We start from the raw sequence: 24,644 nt of genomic DNA on the forward strand, positions 1-24,644 counted from the left end.
AGATCAAGGGAGGAAAATTATGGCAAATCGTGTCGTTATCGCATTGGGAGGCAATGCAATCTTAAAGCCTAACCAAGAAGCAACATTAGAGGTTCAACTAGAAAATGTAAGAGTGAGTGCAGAATTAATTGCCAAGATAGAAGAACTAGATTATCAAATCATTTTGACACATGGAAATGGTCCGCAAGTCGGCAATATTTTAAGACAGAACGAAGAAGCAAAAGATGTAGTACCGCCATTTCCATTAGATGTGTGTAATGCAGAATCACAAGGATTTATCGGCTATATGTTAGAACAAAGTTTGAAAAATTCATTGGAAACAAAAGGGCTGACAAGCAATGTAGTGACATTGCTGACGCAAACAGAAGTTTCGGCAGAAGATAAAGCATTTGAACAGCCGAATAAACCAATTGGAATATTCTATTCGGAATTGGAAGCCAAAAAAATGGAAAAAGAAAAAGGCTGGGTCATGATGGAAGATGCGGGACGAGGCTATCGCCGTGTGGTTCCATCTCCACAACCTAAAGCAATTCACGGAGTAGATGCAATTGTTAAACTGGTGAATCAAAATACGATCGTGATCGCTGGTGGTGGTGGCGGGATTCCTGTTGTTCGTTGTCAAAATGGCTTACTTAAAGGAATTGAAGCTGTGATCGATAAGGATCGTACAGGTAAAAAATTAGCCGAACAAGTCGATGCGGATGTATTTATGATGCTAACAGATGTAAGCAATGTCTATATCAATTATGGTAAAGAAAATCAAGAGAAATTAGAAACGATCTCTGTCGACCAAGCACAGCGTTATATGGACGAGGGACATTTCGCAGATGGCAGCATGGGACCAAAAATGGAAGCGGCAATTGCCTTTGCCAAACAAGGAAAAACAGCGATCATTTGTTCTTTAGAAGAAGCGGATTTAGCTTTATCAGGAAAAGCTGGTACTAGAGTTACAGGTTAAGAAAAATAGATTTTGAGGCAAAACGAAAGAGTAAGTTTGCTGCACTCTCTATAACTGGAAAATGACTAGAAAGCATAATCAGAGAAGCAGCCATATCTAAGAGATTTAGTGCTTAGATGTGGCTGCTTTTCTGTTTTTTTGTAACGAAACCATTTTAATGCTGATTAGAGCGTTCAGAAAGTTCCAAAGCCAAACGGAGATTCAGGCTATTATTAGGATCTTGAATGTTTTTACCCAATAATTTAGCGCAATGATCAATGCGGTATTTGATCGTGTTTCTATGCAAATACATTTCTTTTGCTGTTTTTGAAATTTCACATTGGAAACTAAGATAGCATTGCAGTGTTTTTCTAAGTTCAATAAAAGAATCTTCAACAGGATAAGCGAGTTCTTTTAGTGTGGTTTCACAGAAGTAGTGAATATCTTCCAAGCTCATTTTTTCAAAAAGGCTCTTCATTCCTTTAGGATGATAGCGATGAATCAACGGTGATTCCGTCATAGTCAGTGTCTCTTCATAGGCAGTTTTCGCTTCAATGAATGAGTTTGCGATTTGTTCTGCTGTTTCATATAGATTACCTAGAGCAAACCTAATCTTGATGGGGAGTTTTTCTGCTAACTCAGTGGAAATCTCACTTAAAATTTGATCTAGATCATTTACTTTGCTTTGAATCAGTATCGCTAAATGATTCGTATTTTTAACTTTGAAAATGCTGGTATTCTTGATTCTTAAAGGCAAGCTTTCTTGAAGCCATTGAAAGGCAACGTCACTTTCTTCTTGCTGGTATTTTATTTTTGTTGCAGTGGACGTCGTTTGGCTGCAGACCGCATATACAACTTGATATTGTGTACTTTTCTTTAATCCATAATTCGCGCCTAAATCTAGCCAATCACGCTGAACTTGATGCGGCGTTTGTTGATGCTCGATCAGTTGACCTAGAAAATCACTTTTTAAAAATTCAAGTGATTCTTGAATTTTTTGGTTTTTATAGAGCATAAAAGATAAAACCAGGCAAGCTTGTTCAACCGCAAATTCTGACATAGGATAAGGTACTTGTTCTGGATTTAAAATCAGTAAATAGTGTGGGAAATAGGTATTGACTATTACTGAAAAGCCTGCAATTTGAAGTGGCTGCTGATTTAAATCTTTAATAATAAAAGAAGCATGGCTATCTTCATTCCAATCATTATATTTATTTACCAACTGCTCAACATAATATTCGGCAGGTTTAGACGTCTGGGTAAAATGCTTCGAATGTGCAATGACCTTGCGATAAGGACTCAACAAAATTACAGGTGTGTTGATCATTTTGCCAAAATCAGCAATAAATCGAGCGATGCTCACATCGTTAATTAATAAATCAGAAAAACGTTTTTGAATATCTAATGCATAACTTAATTGCTCTGTTTTAGTATCCCATAAATAATTTAAAAGTTGATGAAGTAACGCACCAAGCGGCTGAGTACTTGGGACTTGAACAAGGGGGAATTTGATTTTATTCGCATAAGCGACAACCTCAGGATCGATGGTTTCAATAAAACGTCCTACTTTGATTCCAATTCCGGCAGCCTCCTGTTCTTTTAGTGAATCGATCAATTTGATCAACTCCTGTTGATTATCTTTATAAACCATCGCAGTTGTTAACAAAAAAATCCGTTTTGGAATAAAATTTGCAACGTCTGGTGTTTCAGAAATCTCAATACTTTCGACAATTGTATTTGCATGTAATGGATGTGTAAGTAACTTTAAATCAGAAAATCTTGGTATTTTTAATAAATCTTCTAAAATAGTCAATCAATTTCCTCCTAGAGTAAACAATAATTAGAATAATACTATTGTAAATGATAGCGTATGCAGATTCAAGAATGAGTTGTGCATGTTAACTGAATATTGTGTATTTTTGTTGAATAGGCACAATGACTTTTTTGATTAGAAGAGTACGATGGAAATAAAACAGAAAAGAGGAAGAGTTATGTTTTCAGAAATATCAATACCAAGTAGAACAATTATGACGCCAGGTCCTGTAGAAGCACATCCGGCAGCTTTAAGAGCGATGTCAGCGTCGATTTTAGGTCAATTTGATCCAGCATTCCTGCAAATCATGGATGAAGTGAAGGAAATGATCAAGATTCCTTTCGGCACAAAAAATGAGCAGGCGTTTGCCATAGATGGTACCTCTCGTTCAGGATTAGAAGCAGCATTGATTGCATTGATCGAGCCTGGAGATAAAGTTTTGGTTCCTGTATACGGACGTTTTGCCTATCTGTTAGGTGAAATATGTGAACGTGCTCAAGCAGAAATTCATTATCTTGAAAAAGAGTGGGATGCTCCTTTTGAACAAGAAGCTGTGATTCAGGCAATCAAAGAGGTTCAACCGAAAATCGTAGCAATGGTTCATGGAGAGACGGCGAACGGTCAAATGCAGGCGCTTGAAAAAATTGGCCAGTTTTGCCGCGCAAATGATATTTTCTTCGTAGTTGACATGGTTGCAACCTATGGCGGCGTGCCGTTAATGGTTGACGAGTGGGCAGTGGATATTGCGATTGCTGGTACACAAAAATGTGTCAGTGTACCCTCAGGATTGTCTTTGATTACCTATAACGACCGAGTAGAAGAGGTATTGAATGCGCGTTATCAAAAGGAATTAGGATTAAGTAAAGATATCCGCAATGAAAATCATATCAGCAGCAATTATCTTGATTTAAGTCAATTACAGCGCTATTGGAGTGAAGAACGAATCAATCATCATACAGAAGCGACTACTATGATTTATGGATTGCATGAAGGATTGAGGATGCTTCTTAAAGAAGGAATGGAGCAGGTTTTTGCTCGTCATGCACAAAATGATCAAGCCATCGTTGCTGGCATCAAAGCTATGGGATTAGGTTTTTATGGTCAGTTAAGCACCAAGATGCCAACTGTAACACCAATCATGATTCCAACTGGCATTGATGGGGAGAACGTTCGAGCATTGATGCTGGACGAATTTGGCGTAGAAATCGCTTCTTCTTTTGGTGCATTGCAAGGAAAAGTTTGGCGTATCGGTAATATGGGGTATAGCAGTCGGAAGGCGAATGTTCTGCATGTTTTATCTGCATTGGAAGGTGCGTTGAATTATTATGGAGCAGATATTGTCAAAGGGGAAGCTGTTAATGCAGCTCTAGCAATTTATAAAAAATAAAGCTGGAATCAATTAGTTTGTGTGAAAGAACATTTTATTGTTCGTTTTGCACAAATTTTTTGTTAAGTTTGTGAAAAATAATGATGTATAAGATATTGCTACCGCTTACAATTAAAGCGGATAAATAAGTTGTTTCTCTATATTATGGATAGCCTATTGCACAAACTTTGTCCGGCGTCCTACATAGAAAAATAACAGTTGGAGGAAAAGATATGGATGCAAAAGTAAAGGGTTCAGGAATGGACTATTGGAAAAAAATTGTCGTATTATTATGTGCAGGCTGGGTAACGATCTGGGTTTATCGTTCCGCTTTATCACCTGCATATCCGCAGATTAATGAGTCCCTTGGAGGAAATATCTCGGATACAGCATTAGGATTTATTTCTACTTGTTACTTCTTCGGTTATGTTGCAATGCAGATCCCCGCAGGATTTTTAGTAGACAAAATTGGTAAGAAAAAAGTCTTGATCCCAGGTTTTATTGTTTTCGGAATCGCGGCATTTATTATTTCTCAAGCGACAAGTATTTCGATGATCTACTTTGGCAGTGTTTTAGCTGGTTTAGGCTGTGGATCATTTTATGGTTCGGCTTATTCATTAACTTCTCAAAATATCCCACAAGATAAAAGAAGTTTTTCAACTGCGATTGTAAACAGTGGTTCAGCTGTTGGTTCAGGCTTAGGCTTGATTTTATCCAGCTTTTTAGTGGTTCAATTACAATTCCCTTGGCAAACAATGATGTATATTTCCGTTGCTTTGATTGTTTTGATGCTAATCGCGTTTATTGCCATTATTCGTAATAATAAAGAAGATGCGGAATTTTTAGCTCAATCTGAAACGGTCGAAGCTGAAGCAGAAGAAGTAACGATCGTTGAAAAAGAACATGTCTCAGTGAAAAAACTATTCTCACCAAAAATGTTATTCGCGTACATCTTATATTTTGCTACATGTTATGCCTATTACATGACTGTTACTTGGCTGCCAAACTTTTTAGGAACAGAAAGAGGATTTGAAGGTGCAGCGATTGGTTTTTCTGCTTCTCTTGTGGCTTTCGCATCTATTCCAGGTGCTTTGTTCTTTAGCCGTTTGGCAGATAAGTTTATGCACAAAAAAGTTCAATTTATCGTAATCTTAGAATTCTTAGCGGCAGTGATGTTGTTACTGACGGTTCAAGCAACTAATTCTACGCTGTTATTAGTAGGCCTTATTTTATATGGATTCTTAGGCAAGCTTGCAGTAGAACCAATCATTATCTCATGGCTAGGTGAAAATGCGCCTAAAGTCGGAATCGGTACAACACTTGGTGTATTCAATTTCTTCGGAATGATGTCTTCTGTCATTGCGCCAACGTTGACAGGTTCAATTTCAGATGCAACTGGCTCAAAGGAAATGGGTTTTTACATTTCAGTTATTTTGTTGGTAGCAGGTACAGCACTATTCTTATTAGCGAATCTTAATAAAAAGAAAACAGCTGAATAAATAAGCAAATAAAAGACGATGTGTTTGATTTCTGGAACTAAATAGTACAAGAAATTTAAACACATCTCTTTTTTTAGAGATCAAGGAAACAAGTGAGAAGGTGTGTCAGAAAAATAATTTTAAGTGGATTTTTGAAAGCGCTTAATAGAGGAGGCGAAGAAATGGAAAACCAAGATTATCAAATTACTGAGGAAGAACTTCAACGATTTCGCAAACGTGGGTATAATGATGATTTATTACCCAAGCCATTGTCCAAACGTATGATGGGCAAACTAAATTATTTTACGTTGTGGATGGGTTCGGTGCATAATATTCCGAATTATACTGCCGTCGGAGGATTTTTATTTTTAGGGTTGTCACCGATCAATATCATGCTTGCTTTGGTTTTGAGTGCTTTAGCAGTGGCTCTATTCATGACCTTTAATGGTCGAGCAGGATCGAAATATGGCATACCGTTTGCGATTCATCTGCGTTCAACCTATGGTGATGTTGGTGCAAAACTTCCTGGTTTTCTTAGAGGATGTGTTGCAGCGATTGCTTGGTTTGGGTTACAAAATTATACAGGTTCATTAGCGTTATTGATTTTGATAGGTAAAATTTGGCCGGGCTTTTTGACCTTTGGCGGAGATACGAAGATTCTAGGCATTTCCTTACCGGGTTTAACAGCATTTACGATTTTTTGGGTCGTCAATATGTTGATCGGTCTTGGCGGTGGCAAAATATTAAATAAATTCACTGCCATTTTAAGTCCATTGATCTATATTGTATTCGGTGGAATGGCAATCTGGGCGATTCGTGTGGCTGGTGGAATTGGACCGATCTTATCATACAATGTTGCTGGAGCGGCTCATAATATTTCACCTGTTTTTGTTTATTTTATGATCATGAATTCCGTTTTAGCTGTGTGGGCAGCGCCAGGAGCAAGTGTGTCGGATTTTACCCAAAATGCTAAATCAACAAAAGACCAAACGGTTGGTCAAATAGCTAGCTTACTTGTAGGTTATGGGATATTTGCTTTTTCAAGCGTAGCGATTTTAATTGGCGGCTCGATTCACTATGGTATTCAGGAATGGAATATTTTGAACATTGTTGATCGTTGGGAAAACTCTTTTGCGATCATTATAGCAATGCTGGTCTTTTTGTTGACGACGGTTTCTACTAACGCTACTGGAAATATTATCCCAGCTGCCTATCAATTATGTGCCTTGTTTCCAAAGAAAATCGATTACAAAAAAGGTGTATTGTTGGCAAGTATAATTAGTTTTCTGATTATGCCTTGGAAATTGATGGAAAATTCAGCAAGTATCTTTATCTTTTTAAATACGATCGGTGCAGTTTTGGGACCGGTCGCTGGAACAATGATTGCTCATTATTATTTTGTTGAAAAACAGATAATCGATCTAGATCAGCTTTACATGGATCAAAAGGCAGATAACCAGCACAATGTCTATAAAGGTTTGGATAAGTCTGCTTACGTTGCAACGGTCGTCGCTTTAGTCATTTGTTTGAGCGGTCACTTTATCCCAGCTTTAAAAATCATTTCAGATATCTCGTGGCTGGCAGGTTTTGCATCGGCATTTTGCATGTATCTCTTACTAAGAAAAATGCTAAAAAAGAATGAAAGTGAAAGAACAGCTAACTGATTTTTACGAAACAGTCAGACAAAAGAAAAAATGGTTATTTAGTAGATTTAAGTCATTTGACTTTTAAATTGAGGAGGAAAGAATATGAGCTATGATTTATTGATTAAAAATGGTTTGGTTATTTTAGAATCTGGTGAAGTAAAAACAGATGTCGCAGTGAAAGACGGCTTGATAGCTGCAATTGGTACGGATTTAGGAGACGCGGTAAAAGTCATTGATGCAGCTGGTTTGGTCGTGAGCCCAGGGATGGTAGACGCGCACGTGCATATCACAGATCCAGGTGGGGGATATCGTGATCAATGGGAAGGCTATATTACAGGAACAGCATCGTGTGCTAAAGGCGGAGTCACTTCATTCATGGAAATGCCTTTGAACCAAGTTCCCGCCACCGTGGATAAGAAGTCTTTAGAAATAAAATACGAAGCAGGAAAAGGGAAACTAAAATCAGATGTCGGTTCGTTTGGTGGTTTGGTTCCATTCAATTTAAACGGTGGGATCCAAGAATTGGCTGAAGGTGGTATTGCAGCTTATAAGTGCTTCATGGCAACTTGTGGCGATCGTAGTATTGACGGTGATTTTATGAATGTAGATGATTATTCATTATACGAAGGCATGAAACAAATTGCTAAGACAGGAAAAGTTCTGGCGATTCATGCTGAAAATGCTGCGATTACAGATAAATTGGGTGAGATTGCTTATAAAAATGGTGAAACTACTTTGAAGGCTTATGTAGCAAGTCGTCCCGTTTTTACTGAGGTTGAACCAATCCGTAGAGCAATTTTGTTAGCACAAGAAACAGGCTGCCGGATTCATATTTGCCACATTGCTTGTCCCGAGGGTGTGGAAGAAGTGACTAAAGCAAGAAAAGGAGGTATCGATGTTACTTGTGAGACCTGTACCCATTATTTATATTTCGAACTCGATGAACTGGATGAAATCGGTCCTGTGGTGAAATGTTCTCCACCAATTCGTGATAAAGAAAATCAAAATGGCATGTGGAAAAAACTCTTAGCAGGTGAAATTGACTTTGTTACATCTGATCATTCTCCGTGTACCCCGGATTTAAAAGATAAGGCAAATGCGTTTGAAGCATGGGGCGGTATTTCTGGTGTGCAAAATAATGTCGACGTGCTTTATGATGAAGGCGTTCAAAAACGAGGGATGTCACTGAAACAATTTGCAGATATTATTGCTGCAAATCCAGCTGATCGTTATGATCTAACCCAAAAAGGACGAATCAGCGTTGGGAAAGATGCTGACTTTGTTTTGATCAAACCAAATGCACCGTATACATTAAAGGCTGAAGACTTAGAATATCGCAACAAGATCAGTCCTTATATTGGACGTGAAATCGGCGCCCAAGTTGTCCAGACTGTTTTAAGAGGGCATATTATTTATACAAAAGGAGATGGAGTATCAACAGATTTTGTCGGTTCTTTTATAAAAAAATAAGTGAACTGGTTTTAAATGAATAATCAGTAAAGGGTCAGACATGATAATATAATTGTTTATTGTCTGATCTTTTTTCTTTTAAAGTTTGTGCAATGTTTCTCAAATGAAATTACTGGTAGGAGTACGGGCTTGACAGAGGAGGCTGTGAACGATGAATAGAGAAAACGGCTTGGCTAAACGAACACCTTATTGGAAGCAAGTTATTTATATACTCACGATCGGCTGGATCGTTATTTGGATTTACCGAACGATTTTGACACCAATTTACCCAATTATTAGTGACTATTTTGGAGGAGCGAGCGATGCTCAATTAGGACATATTTCTAGTTTTTATTTTCTAGGCTATGTCTGTATGCAAATTCCTTCTGGGCTATTGGTTGACCGAGTAGGAAAAAAACAAATTTTGATTCCTGGATTTTTGTTATTTGGATTGGGAGCGTTGATCGTAGGGATTGCTCAAACGATTGGAGTTGTATTTTTAGGGAGTATTTTAGCTGGACTTGGCTGCGGCACTTACTATGGAGTAGCCTATTCCTTAACTGCTGAATATGTACCAGTATCAAAACGCAGTTTAGCGACTGCTATCGTCAATAGTGGGACAGCAATCGGAAGCGGGCTGGGCTTGATTTCTTCGAGTTATTTAGTTGGTACTGGATTAGTACCGTGGCAGTCACTGATCTTTGTAACACTTTTCTTGATCATACTGGCAGTATTTTTATTTAAACAAACCATTCGAATGGAAAATACTAAAAAAAATAGCATAGATCATAATACATTCACATCTAAAGAAACACGTTCCATCAAAGCGTTATTCAAACCAAGAATGATTTCTGCTTATATTTTATATTTTGCAACATTATATACATACTATTTGATCGATACTTGGCTGCCTAATTTTTTAGAGACTGAAAAGGGATTTTCGGGCACTTCTGTAGGTTTAGCGTCATCTTTAGTCTTTTTTACTGCTATTCCGGGGGCTTTATTTTTTAGTAGACTTGCTGACGAAATGCCAAGAAGAAAGATTCAGCTGATTATTGTACTGGAATTGCTTGCTGCAGTTATCTTGTTTTTGACAGTAACCACATCTAACCAAACAATGCTTGTGATTGGAATCATGGCCTATGGCTTTTTCGGAAAGCTTGCGGTAGAACCGATTATTATTTCATGGTTAGGCGAAGGAGCACCGAAAGGCAGCATTGCGACTATGTATGGAGTGTTCAATTTTTTTGGAATGTCTGCTTCTGTTATCGTCCCTTCACTCACAGGAAAAATCTCTGATATCATGGGAACCAAGCTTTATGCCTTTTATTTGGCAATTTTGATTATCTTTTTAGGAACCTTTTTGTTTTATATCATCAATCGAAGGAGCGCTGAGCGACTGGATTAGATAAATAATGCTTAATAATAAAGCGACTTTGTTGTATTAAGAGGTATATTAGATGAAGTCTCTCCTCATTTTCGTTATACTTGTTATAAGGAATGAGGTGGGCAAATGAAAAAAACAGAGAAAATCTATATGGTCGCTCAGCGAGCTGCTCGTTCATTACAAGAAATGAAGCAAGATATTTTTGACTGGTTAAGCTTTTTACGCATCTTGACGACACCTGAAAACTATCGTTTTGGAGATGAAGAGGTGCAGCGGTTTGATTTCACAACAATCACCAAGCAAATTCAGCACCTTACTGAAGCAGAAGAGTTATGGATCAAAGTTAAGGGGCAAGGTGGAGAATCTCAACTGCATATTTCGAAGCTTACGCTGCAAGATCGAACGATTCTGGATAAAGATTTATTTTTTGCCTATCAAAACATGATCGAAGACTATTTTGATACTCGAATGACTAAAAATGGTATCTATGGTTATATTCGTTCGTTGGATGAATATTTATATAGTAATGTGGAATTAATTGAAAAAAGAACATTTGAAACCGCTAATGAAAGTGCAGTATTACCGAAGCGCTATAATCGAAACAAAGAGATTATTGTCGACTGTAATCAATTTGCAGGATATGATATTTTTTTCAAAGGATTGTGTCTAACTTCTTGCTGGAAAATGTATTATTCAGAGTTGTTTTATCAGATCATTCCTAAGCCGATTTTTTTAGAGGTTCAACAGATACAATCAGTTGTAGAATTGACGAATGGTGTGGTCAAAATCACTCTTTTTAATAATCCATTAAATTGGGATTTGCCGATCAATCAAAAGTATCAACGTTTATACAGAGATCAGTTGGGCTATGATCAACTAGCTTGGAACAATGGTACAGGAGTTCTACGGCCTCCGTACATTGAATATGCGTTTGTTGAAAATACAATCCAAACCGTTCAATACCAAAATAGTTATTTCCAGCCTGTCGAGAAAAAAGATGCTACCTATTTTGTTACCCGTAGTTACGATAGTATTCATGATAAGTATGTGGAGAACCGTACAAAAGGAATTTTAAATGCGCAGGCATATTTCCCTTGGATCGATGAAAAAAGTCGTAAAATGATGAATTATCGTGTGTTGAATCCTCAAATGGCGATTGATGGAGGGCTGTCTGCATATGAATTTTATATTCGTCAGTTTTTAGAAATTGAGATTTTAGATCAGAAATATGATGAATTTGTTTCTGTTTTACGTTTTTATTTACCGCAAGAGGCAATCAAAGAGATTCCGTTAGATGCTTTATATGATAAATTAGATGATGTGAATATCAGTAATTTAAAGCAAAAAGAATCATCTACACGCTTTGATCTGCAAAAGGCCAAAAATCATTTACGAGTTGTTTTTTTAGATTACAGTTATTTAGAGTCAGTTAATCAAACGATTGATGTGAGTGAGTAGGCAAAGAGAAAAGTCGCTAGTAAGTAGACTCGTTTTTGAATTTAAATACCACAAAAGAGCGCTAAACAAAACAGATCTTTCGTTTTGTTTAGCGCTTTAATTCTGAATCAAAGACGAGGAGAAAACAGACTGTGCTTGCTATAACACATAGTGCATGCAACAAACTAGTATAGTTGTAGTTACATGATTATTTGATCACTATCAATGACAATTTCAGCTCCGGTAATGAAGCTTGCTTCATCACTAGCTAAATAAATGATCCATTTCGCTACATTTTCTGTTTGTCCAAAATCAGGATACTGAGTATATTTTTTATAATTGGATCTATTCATTGGAAAAGTTGTTTCCAGTAAAGGAGTAGTGATCATATTGGGACAAATGGAATTCACTCGTATATTATAGGGTGCATATTCATATGCTGCATCCAAGGTGTATGAGCGAAGTACATCTTTAAAAGCCGTATAAGGATTATGCTCTTTTAAGCCAACCAAGCCTTCAAGGGTGGAGATATTTATGATCGAGCCACTGTGATTAGTCATCATTACTGGCAGAGTCTCCTTTAGACCATAAACAAAGCTGTTGATAGTTGTGTCTTGTATCGTGTTCAGGTCCTCTGAAGTTAAATCCGAAAGCATTTTAGGAGAAGTGATACTGGTACAATTAACTACGCTATCGATTTTACCGTAAGTGCTCACTATTTTAGAAAGAACTTCCTTCCAACTTTCACGAGAACGGCTATCATGATGAAAGGCTGCTGCTACTCCGCCTTTTTCTTTGATTTCAGAGATAAGTGGATCGATTTTTTTTGTGTGGTTGGCTGTACAAATAACGACTGCGCCTTCTTTTGCAGCTAATAAGGCCGTTGTTTTGCCAATGATGCATGAAGCTTCTGTAATCAATAGGATTTTACCTGATAATTTATTCATAAAAAAACCGTTATAACAAGTAACATAATCGTTATCCTTTCCGGTTGATTGATATCGTATGTTTGGTGAATCTTTGACTAGCTAGTATGTAGTAAGTTTAATATAGATTTTTTTGTAACGCCAATAATACAATTTTAATCGAGGGATTTTATTTTTACATAAAAAAGCTAAGTCAAAACAGAAGTAGTTTTGACTTAGCTTTTTCTCGAACGAGTAATTATTGTGCAACTGGTTTTTTCACGATACCTAAAATGATAGCTGAAACAATTGCACCAATAGCGATAAATAGTAAGTATAAAATTGGGTGGCTTAATAATAAGGCAACAAAGACGCCACCGTGAGGCGCTAAAAGACGAATACCAAATCCACCAACCAAGCCGCCAGCTAATGCTGAACCAACAACGAAGCTTGGAATCACGCGTAATGGATCAGCTGCAGCAAATGGAATAGCACCTTCTGTTACAAAAGATAAACCCATTACTAAGTTAGTTAAACCAGCATCTTTTTGGTCTTGTGTAAACTTATTTTTAAAGATCAATGTTGCAATAAAGATTGCTAGAGGGGGAACCATTCCGCCAGCCATAACAGAAGCCATGATAATACTTCCACCTTCTGTTACCGTCGCTGCGATTGAAGCTGTACCAAATACGTAAGCTGCTTTATTGATTGGTCCACCAAGGTCGATTGCCATCATTCCACCAAGTAAAACACCTAAAAGAGCGGCATTTGTACCATCAAGTCCTAATAAGAAATCGTTTAAGCCATCATTGATGATTTTCATCGGAATATTGATCAACAGCATTAGACCACCAGTAATCAGTAAACCGAAAACTGGATAGAAGAGGATCGTTTTAATTCCATCTAAAGACTTAGGTAACCCTTTAAAGATTTTTTTCAAGAAAATGATCACGTATCCAGCCAAGAAACCACCGATCAATGCACCTAAAAATCCTGCACCGCCAGCATTTGCCAAAGCACCAGCTGTAAAACCAGCAACTAAACCAGGACGATCAGCAATACTAGAAGCGATAAAACCAGCTAAAACAGGTAGCATGAAGCCGAACGCTGCACCACCGATCTGGTTAAACCAAGAAGCAACTTCATTATATGATCCTAAGCTACTTAATTGATCTTGAGGAACGCCAATAAATTGATCGATCATAAATGAAAGAGCAATAGCAATCCCACCACCGATAACGAAAGGCAGCATATGAGAAACGCCATTCATCAAGTCTTTGTAAATTCTAGAACCTACGGAACCATCTGCGGAGCTATCTTCTTCTTTTGTATCTGAGCCAGTACTATGAAAAATTGGTGCTGTCCCACTGGTTGCAAGTGTAATCAATTCTTCTGTTTTACGAATGCCATCACTTACAGGACGATTAACTAGTTCTTTCCCATCAAATCGATCCATTTCAACCTTTTTATCTGCTGCTACAATAACGCCATCCGCTCGAGCAATATCTTCAGCCGTTAAACGATTTTTGATTCCTTCAGAACCATTTGTTTCGACTTTGATTTCAACACCCATTTGTTTCGCTTTTTGCTTTAATGCATCTTCGGCCATGTAAGTATGCGCAATTCCTGTTGGACAAGCAGTTACAGCGACGACAAATTTACGATTTGTGTCCACTGTTTCTTTTGCAGATTCTTCCAGGTGCTCTTGTTTTTCTTCTGCTTCTTTTGCTTCTTCAGCAGATTGGAAAAGATTTTGAACCTCTTCTGGTGTTGTTGTTTCTTTTAATTTGGCTACAAAAGTAGGATCAACAAGCAGGCGAGAAAGTGCTGCTAATGCTTGTAAATGTGTATCATTGGCACCTTCTGGAGCTGCGATCATAAAGAATAGGTAAGTAGGTTGTCCATCAAGTGCTTCATAATCAACTCCTTTGTTACTTTTGGCAAATAGAACAGTCGGCTCTTTTACAGCACTATTTTTCGCATGCGGCATTGCGATGCCATCACCAAGTCCTGTAGAAGTCTGAGCTTCACGAGCTAAAATTCCTTCTTTGTAAGTAGCAATATCTGAAATTCTGCCACCATCATACATTTTTTGGACCATTTCATCTATAGCACCTTTTTTATCAGTTGCTTGTAAGTCCATGATCATCACATCTTTGACAAGTAGATCCTTGATGTTCATATAAATTCCTCCTTAAAATAAAAGCGGAACAAGCCGGTTAGTCTTAACTGGAAAATAGGAAAAATCGATTGAGGCGTTTTTTGACGCACTCTATTTTTATCTTTTTCCCGAAAGGCTGGCTTGAGCAGCTAGATAACAAATAAAAGCGGAATGAGACTGGCTCATGTAGCTGGATAACGATTAAAAGCGGAACAAATCGCTTAATCCTGTAGAAAATTAGGAAATTGACTTTGTGACGCTTTTTGTCACACAGGCAGTTTGTCTATTTTCCAAAGGATTGATTTGAGCAGCTGGAAAATATAATTTTCTAACACGTGTCTTCAACAGAGCTCATCAGTTTAATGTCTACTGTAGCTTATCGGATTTGTTCAATAACAACTTCAGAAAGCAATTCATCAATTAGGTCTGCAGTAGCTAAATCGTCTGAGAAAGCAGTAGCACTGCCGCAAGCGACTCCCCATTTGAAGGCTATTACAGGATCGTTGTCTTTGGCAAAACTACCAACAAATCCAGCGATCATTGAATCACCAGCACCTACAGAATTTTTAAGTGGTCGTTTTAAGACATTTGATTGATAAATACCATCATTGGTGAACAATAACGCACCATCGCCAGCCATTGAGATAATGGCATGTTTGGCACCATCTTTTAACAAACGTTCTCCAAATGGTAAGATATCCTCAATTGTTTGGAATTTGACGTCAAAAAGTTCGGCTAATTCATGATTGTTTGGTTTAACAAGTAACGGGTTTTGTGGTAAAGCATTTAGTAAGTCAGACCCAGTTGTATCGATGATAAAATCTGCACCTTTTGATTTAACAATTTGAATTAGCTCTTCATAAAAGCCTTTACGCAATGAAGCTGGGGTACTACCAGATAGAACCACAATATCGTCAGCTTGAATGGATTCTAAGAGTTGCTTCAGTTCTTGCATTTCCGCATCGCTGATGACAGGACCTAATCCATTGATCTCCGTTTCTGTTTCTGATTTCAATTTGATATTGATTCGTGTATCCTCTTGAACTTCAGTGAATTTTGTTTGAATCGCTTCGTTTGTCAGCCAGTCAGAGATAAATTTTCCGGTAAAACCGCCCACAAAGCCAAGTGCGGTAGAATCAGCATGAATTCTTTTTAAAATACGAGAAACATTGATTCCTTTTCCACCGGGAAGCTTAAAGTCATTGGTCATACGATTCAAATCACCTAGTTTTAAACCATCTACATGAACGATATAATCGATAGAAGGGTTTAGTGTTACTGTGTAGATCATTGTAATGCCTCCTTAATGATTGTTTTCTTTTGAAATTGTTCAATGAGTTCAAATGAACATTGATTTGTTAATAGTGTTACGGCTTCTAAATCCGCAACTTTTGTGAAAGTTACTTTGTTTAACTTAGTCTGATCAATCAAAACATACGCTTCTTCTGCATGTGAAATCGCCAAAGATTTTAATGCAGCTTCTTCAGGATCAGGAGTGGTTAAGCCAAATTCTAAATGTGCGCCATTCATACCCATAAAAACTTTGTTAAAGCGAAAACGGCTGAGTTGTTCTATAGCCGTTGAACCGATAATGGCTTTTGTAGATAGTTTCAAAGAGCCACCTAAGATGATCGTCTCAATATTTAGATCACCTAATTTCGCTGCATGATGCACAGAATTCGTTACAACTGTGATGTTTTTACCAGCTAAAAAAGGCAACATTTCTAGAGTTGTAGAACCTGCATCTAGATAAATTACATCATCATCGTGGATATATTCAGCAGCGAGCTGGGCGATTGCTTGCTTTTTTTGCGTGTTTTTGACCGATTTTTCAGCCATATCTTGTTCAAAGCCTAAATTTAGAATACGTTTTGCGCCACCGTGGACACGTTCTAACAATTCTGCTTCTTCTAGTTCCTTTAAATCACGTCTGATTGTTGATTCAGATGCGTTTAATAAGGTAGATAAATCCTGAGATTTAACAATCGATTGCTGATCTAATAGACAGATTATACTTTAAAGTGCAAAGGTGATAGAAACACTTATCACTAGCGCATTTTAAAGTATTTTTTTATGGAGGAACGGACATGAAAATTTTTAAATGGTCTGTCGAAACAATCGTTTGTAAAGATGATTATTCATTGGAAAGTTTTTCTTTTGAAATCGAAATAATCGGTGATTCTAAGCAAGAGGCTTTTCAGATTGCTAAGTACAGAACACAGAAGCTTTTGGAACAAAAGAAACAAAAATTCCGACGAATCAATATTTGCTGGTTAGAGTTGAAAAAATCTTATCACGTGAGTAAGTATCAACGATTCATTCGATTGTATGAGAGTAAAAGACCTCGAAATGCAATCATGAACATTCTTCAACTTCCTTTCTGGAAACTACGAGAATATGAGGAATACTACAACGGGAATACGAAACCACTCACTCAAAAAGTATATCTTCGTTTGAAGGAATTCTTGACGAATGAACAAATTCGTAGACGTTATAAAATCCCTGAATGTGAATTTCGTCAGTTCTTAAAAGGAATAAAATCTTGTGCAACATCTAATTGAATAAAATAGACACATGTATTGTGTGTAGGGTCGAGTGAACATTGTCCAATTCGATAACCAAGCTTTAGGACGGTGCAACCCTTTATCAAAACTTATAACCCATTTGCAATGGCAGGATAACCAAGCTATTAAACAAGGATAGTGTAACTGTGGCGGTAAATGAGAGACTAAACTATTATCATTTAGATTAATGAAAACTAGAAATCATTTCTTGGAATTGCTATACTAATCTTAGTTAGGATACATTATAAAATTTCGAGGTGAAATGTTATGATTCAAGAAATGACTTATCGGTTAAAAGGAAGTCGGACTGGAAAAGTTTACTTTTTAGGTTTAACAAAAAATGGCTGCATACGAAACTTAAATGATGTTATTCAACCAGAGTTTAATAAAGAGAAACGTAAATTAGAACCTATTTTTATTGAACGACTAAAAGCTGGAAAATGGCATAGGCTTGAACAAAATACTCGCCGTTCCGCATATGAAAGTAAATGGTACAAAAAAAGTGAGTTTGCAAATTCTAAGCCAAATTGTCGATTTGTTGGAATATCCTCAAAACAAAAAAATAAAAGAAAATGACAACCTGTAAAGTGAAAATACACTTATATATTTAAGCGTGAATCTTTATTTACTAATGAATGATTATCAATTTTTCGTTAGTAAGTAAAGATTTTTGCATTATGAAACTATGTTAGGAGGATAAGAATGAAAAAGTCAAAATTGGCAATGCAAGTCGCAAAGCTGACTATTATTGTAGGAACATTGACAAATTGGCGGTGTGAGCATACTCGTTTTTCAAAGAAACTAAGTCAAGTCGAGTTATTCTATATCTTTAACACAGAATATACTCTTGTGGAGTTAGTCGCACGCGTAGATGATTTGATTCATGATTTAGATGATGAAACGTCTCAATTCTGTGTTGTTTTAGGAAATGATGTAACAGTTTTGAATTAATAGAGAAAGGTCGGGAAAAATGGAAAAACAAGAATTGACAGAATTAGAAGAATTTAGACATCGTGATGTCATTCTGGTAGTTTCACATGAAAGAAATTGCGGGATTGATGAAACCACGTTTGTTGCTTTAGTAGTTGAAACTAAGAATTATGGTTTGATTGCAATACCACAAGATTTCAGAGCTGATTTATTACAGAAAGAAATGAATGGTGTTGGTTGGGAAACTCAAATAGAATGGTTATTAGGAAATGACGTGGAGATATATTTATTAGAACGCTATTTATAAAGGATTTTCATTGACATTTGAGCCAAAGACAGAAATAATATTCATGAGGAGGAATTTAAAAATGAAATTAAGTGAACGTATGAAGCAATTATCAAAGAAACAAAAAATGACAATCGCAACAGTGGCTGTTTTGGTGGTATTGGGCGGGTCTTTTGGGTATAAGGCTTATGCAGACAGTCAAACAAAGAAACAAGTGGAACAAGCACAAGTGTTGGTTGACAAGCAATCAGAAGAAATTAAAGACTTGCAAGTTGAGATTAAGGCATTGTTTAATGGTGAAAAATCTGATTTCTTGAATAAAGACGTATCAGAGGAGACACTCTCACCTATCCGAGAAAAACTTGATAAGATTGAAAAGAATTATGCTTCTGTCGTTTTACCTACTAAAGAAGTAAAAACAAAAGATTACAGCAATTATTTATCTTCGTGTAAAGAATCAATAATGATGATTGAATCCATGTTAGTTGCCCAAAAAGATGTCAACGGGTTGTTCGGGAAAGCAGTGATTGCTGGTGATACAATGACTAAAGATGTGGCGATTAAAGATGATTTAAAAGCTGATACAGTAAAGACGGTGAAAGATTCATACTATAATAAAGAATCAAAATCAGAGTGGCAAAAGGCTATCAATGGTTTGTTGGATAATGCAGACAATCAGTTGAAACAAATTGAAAAATCAAAACAAACACTTGAAAAAGTCTATAAAGACAATAAGGTTGTCAATACAGACCAAAAGAATTATGATTCTGCAAAGTCTGAAATTGACAAAATCAGAAATGAAAAAGCTAAAAAAGAGCTTGCCGACAAATTGGCAAAGGTAAAACAAGAAATTGATTCTAAAGCAAAAGCAGAATCAGAGAAAAAAGCACAAGAGCAAGCTGTGACAGAATCGACTACCCAAAAAGAACAAGAACAGGCTTCACAAGTGGCGCAAAATGAACCTTCTACCAATGGAGGCGCACCACAAACAGCTACAAATAATGGTGCGCAAGAAGGCTACACCCCATATGTACCTGAACAAGGTACAGGCGGTGCGGGTGCTTCTACTGGCGGTGGTTCTAACGGTTCAACTGGTGGTGGCTCTGCTGGAGGTGGTACAACAGGTGGCGGGCAGACTGGAGGCAATCAAGGTGGTTCAACTCCTACACCACCGACAGAACCGAGCGAACCGTCAACGCCTAGTGGTCCTCCCGCTGGTTGGATTGCTTCCCCTTATCCTATAGAAAGTCAAGAGTTATGGGATTGGCTTTGGGCGAATGGCTACTCTGGCTATGATTCTGCAGGTGGTTATATTCGTCCTTACTAAAAACTATATAATAATTAAAATCAAGCAACTTTCTAAAAAGAAGGTTGCTTTTTTTGTACTTTAAAGGAGGTGAAAACCATATGTCGAGAGGTAGAGAACCACCCCTCACCTATGTAATAAAAAAACTATTAGGAGGTACACATGAAAACATTTAGTTTGAAGAAAAACATGAAAAAAATCCTTGCTGGTGTTGTGGTTACGGGGCAAATTGTGGTTTCTTCTATTGTCCCGTTAGTCGCACATGCCAATATCCTTTTTCCCGAAAAAGTGACGATTGAATATGATTCTAACCAATTGTATACAATGAACGGTACTTTTAGTAATGGTGAAGCATACAGTAGAAAAGACCCTCCTTTATTTGCGGTCTATGCAGGCGCCCGTCAACCAGTCTTTTGTTATGAACCGAAAGCAACGATTGATAGTACAGTTACTTCGGGCTATACTTCTAACCCGTTGCCTAACATTGTTAATCAACCACGAGCAAAATATATTTCTGTATTATGGAAATATGCTGGAGCAGATGCCGACACACAAATTGTTGCCCAATCATTGTTTTGGCAAGAGGTAAACGGCTTGACGATTACTTCTATTGTCCGTCCTGACGGTACACCATTAAGTAATTATCAATCAATTAAAGATAAAATCAATAAAGTTGTTGATGATTACATGAAAAAACCAAGTTTTTCAGGACAAACAGTAAAAGTTAATTTAGGTGAAACTGTGACTTTGACTGATACCGATAATGTAGGTTTAGAACGGTTTGACGGTAGATTTCAAAATACTGCCAACGTGGATTGGTCTATTAGCGGGAATAAATTGACTATTACACCTAAAAAAGATTCTAATACTTCAGGAGTTCTAAGAATTGCTAAAACGTTAGATACTGGAACGCCAGTAGCTTATAAGCTACAAGGTCAACAATCCGTGATGGCTGGCGCCATTGATGATCCTAACTCTTTTGATTTGAAAATTGAAATTGTGAAGACAGGTGAAGTGAAGATTGTTAAGCTGGATAAAGAAACAGGAAAGGTTGTGCCAAATACTGAATTTAAGGTTGAGTACAACGGGCAAAGTCAAATGGTGAAGACGAATGATAAAGGTGAAGCCATTGTCAAAGATATTTTTCATGATACAAAAGTGAAAGTGACTGAAACGTTTGTTCCAGCTCCATACATCTTAGATACAAACAACACAAAAGAAGTTGTGGTTCAAGCGGGTAAAACAGCAAGCGTTGAATTTAAAAATGAGCGTGCAACAGGAAAAACGACATTGACCAAACAAGACGCTACCACAGAATCAAACGAGCCGTTAAACCCAGCTTATCCAATGACAGGCGCTAAATATGGTTTGTTCAAGAAAGACGGTACGTTGCTAAAAGAATTTACCTTAGATGAAAAATTAACGGCTACAATGGATAAAATAGAACTAGGTTCTTACTATTGGGCGGAAACTCTTGCGCCTGTTGGTTACACGCTAGACCAAACAAAACACGTCGTAGAATTGACGTACAAAGACCAATATACACCAGTTATTGTAAAAGGTGCTGGAAGTAATGACGATGTTATTCGCATGAATGTAGATGGTCAAAAACTGATTCAAAATGAAACAAATGAAATGTTCAAAAATGATGTTGAGTTTACGCTGACGAACAAGCGTACAGAGGAAACTCACATTGTAACAACGGCTACTGTGGACGGTAAAAAAGGCTATTTCCGCTTTGCTGACATTGCGCTTGATGATTATGTCTTGACTGAAACAAAAGGCGTTGAGGGCTATAAGAATGTTGACCCTATCGAGATTACACATTCTTATGACAAAGAAACAGATACCTTCACTTTTGTTGTGAAAGACCAAAAGAGCGGGAATGTATTGAATGAAGAAAAAATCACTCAACTAGAACTATCTAAAGGCTACAATGTAGATTTAGGTACCTATACCCTAAAAGATAAAGCGATAGTTGTAGAGACACCTGAGGTTGGTATCTCTACAAAAGCGCACATAGGAGATGGTGAATCGAATACTTTTGTGTGGGGTGAAGAAGCAACATTTTATGATGATAGTATCTTGACTCATAAAAATATTGAAATTGGTACAAAACGTGCTAAAGAAGTAAAACTGTATGCCGTTTATACGGATAAAGAAGGAGAAAAGACAACGGGAGTTGTTTGGAGTTCTGGCCTGATTGACTATGAAGTATCAGACAAAGAAATGACTGAACGTGTGATTGCTGCATATGATTATCGAAAAGATGAAAAAGCAGACGAAAACACACGTTGGTTCTTTGGTGAAGATGGATACAACTACGATGAAGAAAAGCCTAAGAAAGATACTGAACACAATCCCGATGGAAAAGACCCTAAACAGGATATTACACCCGTTGTAATAGACACGCCGAAAGTGGTACCACCGAAAAAGGTACCGCCAAAAGAGACACCAAAAGAGGTACCTAAAGAAACACCGAAAAAAACGCCGAAAGAAACACCAAAACCAACAGAAAAAGCCTCCTTACCGTATACTGGTGAAGATGTGAAACAGATAGTTCCAGTTGTTGGTTTGGCTCTAGTTATTGGTGTTGTTGGCGCTATGTACTTGCGTCGTAAAAAATCAAAAGAGACAGACGCAACCCAAGAAGACAAATAGTCTTCTTATTTTTTTGCTAAAAATGTATTATCTATCCCCTAAAAATATAAAAATAAGAAAGTAGGAATATCAATGAAAATTATTATGAATGAAGCTTGCGCAAAAGAAAATCTAGGTGAAGTAATGCTATTAGGTACGACGATTAGACACCCCTACAATGAAGCGACACGTGAATATGATGAAACGGTGATTGATTCTATTTCTGTAAACTTGGCTTGTACTGGTTTGGATAATAGTATTACTGTTCAGCTGGAAGAAAAAGAACACCCTAATGTGAAGACATGGGGGAAAGTTCGCATTGCTGGTTTGGTTTACTCCCCTTCTGCTACTGCCAACTCATTTGAAGATAGAGGAACGGGAAAATCTCGTTCGTATGGAACCATCAATGATCGCTTCACTGCTGTTCGTATTGAACCACTAACACAAGCAGATAGAAAAGCAGATGAAAACGGGCAAGTTGTTTCTCCAACAACAACGGCTGCTGAACCAAATAGTAATAAAGATAAAAAATAATTGTTAATCAAATGAGTAATTTTTATTCTTAACAACATAAAACCTTCTCTTGTGACTGGACCTAATTGATGAGAGAAGGTTTTTTATACATAACAATTATATTGTTTTGCTAAATTGGAGGTGAATTATCAGTGGAAAAAATCAAAGATGTTCAAGAAAAAATGTTGTTTATTGGTGTATCTGCTAATTTTGAAGACTTTCAACTTCAATCTAGTTTAGATAAACCCAAACAAAGACGAAATGTATTTAAGCTTGGTGAAGCAATTACACTTAAGGTATGTTCCTTTAGAGAAAGGTAAGCTTATCTTAGTTGAATAATGGGAAGGTGGATAAAATGAGAAATATTGCGATTGTTGAAACAAATGAAACTTTAACAGAGTTTTTATCCAACATTCGGTTAAGTAAAGATGTTGCGGTTTGGACTTATGAAGATATATTAATAAAAAAAGATGAATTTATTTTGTCAGAAAATACTGTATTGGTAATAGAACAAAATGAGGAATTAAAAAATATTGAGTTGAACATGTTGAACTATTTTAGTATGAATAACACAGTGTTTATATTAACTTATAACTTTTCTTTATTGCGTCAGAGATATAAAAAAGAGTATTTCCTTCTGAGACCATTAATTGGTCTGATTTATGAAGGAAATACCATTATAAGATTCGGAACTATTTATAATTCGTCTTCGTAATAAACGGGGAGTGTGCTTATCTTATCAATTGGCTCCTTGGAATCAAGAAGTGTTTGTATGAAATTTTTCTTTTCGGGGTTATAAGTAATGCCTAACCCATTAAGAAATAGATTCATTTCTTCATTCTCAAATATATCACCTTTCGCTTGATAAATCTTATAAGGTAACCATATTTCAAAATCTTCATATTCTATGACGATTTGAATACCGTTGTTGGGACGCTGAAATCTAGGTAATTGGCTTAACGAATATTGTTCGTTTTGTGCGTTTTTTGGAATATGGTAGATAGCTTTTATTTTAGCTGATAGCTTGTAGTTTTCTTCAAGCGTATTAGTTAAAAAAAGGATATCTGAAGGTGCAGATTCCAAAGTAACAGACTCTTTCCACTTTTTTAACGAAGAATTTTCATATTTATTCAGCATGATGATTAATTTTTCGTTGAATGAAAGCAAGGTTATTGGCTGTCCTTCGATTAGAGAAGGGTAACCCGCAATTGTGTCAGTTTGAAAATCATATTCAACAACACTATTCGCATGGATAACTTGACTTAATTGTGCTTCATCAAGGTTACTAAATTTTTGTAAAAATCTTACTAAGTTATTTGGTCCTGCACCATTGTATCGACAATTAAAAGTATAACCAAACTCTTCGCAATTGTAAATTTTACCGTCTTTCGTTATGAACACAGCAGTTGATAAATGCAGATTTTCTAAACGATCTTTTCTATTTGGAAATTCAGCATCGTTATAGGATTGTTTTAAAACACCATATGCAAATAAATCTAAATTTTCAAAGGAGACCAGAACTTTGCTAACAGAAAGATTTAAGGGAATCGTTGAAAATTTTCCTTTTTTCTCGTTTTCCATTATATGTTCAGCGTTCATTTCATTTCTACAAGCAAAATGATATAAGGAGAGTGCATTTTGCAAACTGGTTTTTCTGAGCTCTCTTTTTCCGCTTCTTAGTTCGTTTATAGTTGTTTGAGATACATCACAAGCTTCACTTAATTCTTTTGTACTAAATTCAGATTCTAGGACGTTTCTAACGGACTGTATTAGTTCAAAATCTAGGTTTTGATTCATTGTTCTACCAACTTTCTATTGTTTTTTAA

22 protein-coding genes are annotated in these 24,644 nt (G+C 36.7%); 16 read left to right on the forward strand and 6 right to left on the reverse strand.

The window, feature by feature from the left end; translation table 11 throughout:
* Positions 1 to 19 precede the first annotated feature (19 nt).
* Positions 20 to 958: a carbamate kinase gene (gene arcC / locus BCR25_RS10890; RefSeq protein ID WP_069663630.1), complete on the forward strand. Its 939-nt coding sequence runs from the start codon at positions 20 to 22 to the stop codon at positions 956 to 958.
* 154 nt (positions 959 to 1,112) lie between these two features.
* Here arcC and BCR25_RS10895 read toward each other — a convergent pair whose 3' ends face one another.
* On the reverse strand, positions 1,113 to 2,750 hold the full coding sequence (locus tag BCR25_RS10895; RefSeq protein WP_069663631.1) for a PucR family transcriptional regulator: 1,638 nt from the start codon (positions 2,748 to 2,750) through the stop codon (positions 1,113 to 1,115).
* 178 nt (positions 2,751 to 2,928) lie between these two features.
* Between BCR25_RS10895 and BCR25_RS10900 the strand changes: the two genes are divergently transcribed.
* From BCR25_RS10900 to BCR25_RS10925, 6 genes are all read left to right on the forward strand, one after another.
* A complete protein-coding gene (locus BCR25_RS10900; RefSeq protein ID WP_069663632.1) occupies positions 2,929 to 4,137 on the forward strand; it encodes a pyridoxal-phosphate-dependent aminotransferase family protein in 1,209 nt (402 codons plus the stop codon).
* 212 nt (positions 4,138 to 4,349) lie between these two features.
* Entirely contained in the window at positions 4,350 to 5,615 is a 1,266-nt protein-coding gene (locus BCR25_RS10905; RefSeq protein ID WP_069663633.1) for an MFS transporter, read from the forward strand.
* A gap of 161 nt (positions 5,616 to 5,776) precedes the next feature.
* Positions 5,777 to 7,258 carry an allantoin permease gene (gene allW, locus BCR25_RS10910; protein WP_069663634.1) on the forward strand — a complete coding sequence of 494 codons (1,482 nt, stop codon included), beginning with the start codon at positions 5,777 to 5,779 and terminating at the stop codon, positions 7,256 to 7,258.
* An 84-nt stretch (positions 7,259 to 7,342) separates the two neighbouring features.
* On the forward strand, positions 7,343 to 8,710 hold the full coding sequence (gene allB / locus BCR25_RS10915; RefSeq protein WP_069663635.1) for an allantoinase AllB: 1,368 nt from the start codon (positions 7,343 to 7,345) through the stop codon (positions 8,708 to 8,710).
* 151 nt (positions 8,711 to 8,861) lie between these two features.
* Entirely contained in the window at positions 8,862 to 10,097 is a 1,236-nt protein-coding gene (locus BCR25_RS10920; protein WP_069663636.1) for an MFS transporter, read from the forward strand.
* A gap of 105 nt (positions 10,098 to 10,202) precedes the next feature.
* Positions 10,203 to 11,534: a hypothetical protein gene (locus BCR25_RS10925; RefSeq protein WP_069663637.1), complete on the forward strand. Its 1,332-nt coding sequence runs from the start codon at positions 10,203 to 10,205 to the stop codon at positions 11,532 to 11,534.
* Positions 11,535 to 11,713: 179 nt separating this feature from the next.
* Here the strand turns inward: BCR25_RS10925 and BCR25_RS10930 are convergent, their stop codons facing one another.
* The 4 genes from BCR25_RS10930 to BCR25_RS10945 form a co-directional block, all read right to left on the reverse strand.
* Positions 11,714 to 12,460 carry an SDR family NAD(P)-dependent oxidoreductase gene (locus tag BCR25_RS10930; protein ID WP_069663638.1) on the reverse strand — a complete coding sequence of 249 codons (747 nt, stop codon included), beginning with the start codon at positions 12,458 to 12,460 and terminating at the stop codon, positions 11,714 to 11,716.
* Between the two features lie 217 nt (positions 12,461 to 12,677).
* The gene (locus BCR25_RS10935) at positions 12,678 to 14,600 is read right to left on the reverse strand and encodes a PTS fructose transporter subunit IIABC (protein ID WP_069663639.1); all 1,923 of its coding nucleotides are present in this window, start codon (positions 14,598 to 14,600) and stop codon (positions 12,678 to 12,680) included.
* Between the two features lie 355 nt (positions 14,601 to 14,955).
* On the reverse strand, positions 14,956 to 15,870 hold the full coding sequence (gene pfkB / locus BCR25_RS10940) for a 1-phosphofructokinase (RefSeq protein WP_069663640.1): 915 nt from the start codon (positions 15,868 to 15,870) through the stop codon (positions 14,956 to 14,958).
* Positions 15,867 to 16,592 (reverse strand): DeoR/GlpR family DNA-binding transcription regulator, encoded by a 726-nt coding sequence (locus tag BCR25_RS10945; RefSeq protein ID WP_069663641.1) that lies wholly within the window; start codon positions 16,590 to 16,592, stop codon positions 15,867 to 15,869. Before BCR25_RS10945 ends, pfkB begins: the two co-directional genes overlap by 4 nt.
* Positions 16,593 to 16,666: 74 nt before the next feature.
* On the opposite strand from BCR25_RS10945, the gene BCR25_RS10950 reads away from it, so the two are divergent.
* From BCR25_RS10950 to BCR25_RS10985, 9 genes are all read left to right on the forward strand, one after another.
* Positions 16,667 to 17,140, forward strand: coding sequence for a hypothetical protein (locus tag BCR25_RS10950; protein WP_069663642.1), 474 nt, complete (start codon positions 16,667 to 16,669; stop codon positions 17,138 to 17,140).
* Between the two features lie 270 nt (positions 17,141 to 17,410).
* A complete protein-coding gene (locus tag BCR25_RS10955; protein ID WP_069663643.1) occupies positions 17,411 to 17,719 on the forward strand; it encodes a hypothetical protein in 309 nt (102 codons plus the stop codon).
* Positions 17,720 to 17,845: 126 nt separating this feature from the next.
* A complete protein-coding gene (locus tag BCR25_RS10960; protein ID WP_069663644.1) occupies positions 17,846 to 18,094 on the forward strand; it encodes a hypothetical protein in 249 nt (82 codons plus the stop codon).
* A gap of 19 nt (positions 18,095 to 18,113) precedes the next feature.
* Positions 18,114 to 18,380 carry a hypothetical protein gene (locus BCR25_RS10965; protein ID WP_069663645.1) on the forward strand — a complete coding sequence of 89 codons (267 nt, stop codon included), beginning with the start codon at positions 18,114 to 18,116 and terminating at the stop codon, positions 18,378 to 18,380.
* Positions 18,381 to 18,441: 61 nt separating this feature from the next.
* Positions 18,442 to 19,686: a coiled-coil domain-containing protein gene (locus BCR25_RS10970; RefSeq protein WP_069663646.1), complete on the forward strand. Its 1,245-nt coding sequence runs from the start codon at positions 18,442 to 18,444 to the stop codon at positions 19,684 to 19,686.
* Between the two features lie 141 nt (positions 19,687 to 19,827).
* Positions 19,828 to 22,326, forward strand: coding sequence for an LPXTG cell wall anchor domain-containing protein (locus tag BCR25_RS10975; RefSeq protein ID WP_083242653.1), 2,499 nt, complete (start codon positions 19,828 to 19,830; stop codon positions 22,324 to 22,326).
* 72 nt (positions 22,327 to 22,398) lie between these two features.
* Positions 22,399 to 22,839, forward strand: a complete 441-nt coding sequence (locus BCR25_RS10980; protein ID WP_069663647.1) for a hypothetical protein — start codon at positions 22,399 to 22,401, stop codon at positions 22,837 to 22,839.
* Between the two features lie 131 nt (positions 22,840 to 22,970).
* On the forward strand, positions 22,971 to 23,138 hold the full coding sequence (locus BCR25_RS20385; protein WP_169819010.1) for a hypothetical protein: 168 nt from the start codon (positions 22,971 to 22,973) through the stop codon (positions 23,136 to 23,138).
* Between the two features lie 35 nt (positions 23,139 to 23,173).
* Positions 23,174 to 23,533 carry a hypothetical protein gene (locus BCR25_RS10985; RefSeq protein ID WP_069663648.1) on the forward strand — a complete coding sequence of 120 codons (360 nt, stop codon included), beginning with the start codon at positions 23,174 to 23,176 and terminating at the stop codon, positions 23,531 to 23,533.
* Here the strand turns inward: BCR25_RS10985 and BCR25_RS10990 are convergent.
* Positions 23,515 to 24,615 (reverse strand): hypothetical protein, encoded by a 1,101-nt coding sequence (locus BCR25_RS10990; protein ID WP_069663649.1) that lies wholly within the window; start codon positions 24,613 to 24,615, stop codon positions 23,515 to 23,517. The two genes, BCR25_RS10985 and BCR25_RS10990, sit on opposite strands and share 19 nt — an antisense overlap.
* Positions 24,616 to 24,644 lie beyond the last annotated feature (29 nt).

Source organism: Enterococcus termitis (assembly GCF_001730305.1).
In the GTDB taxonomy this organism is placed as follows: Bacteria; Bacillota; Bacilli; order Lactobacillales; family Enterococcaceae; genus Enterococcus_L; species Enterococcus_L termitis.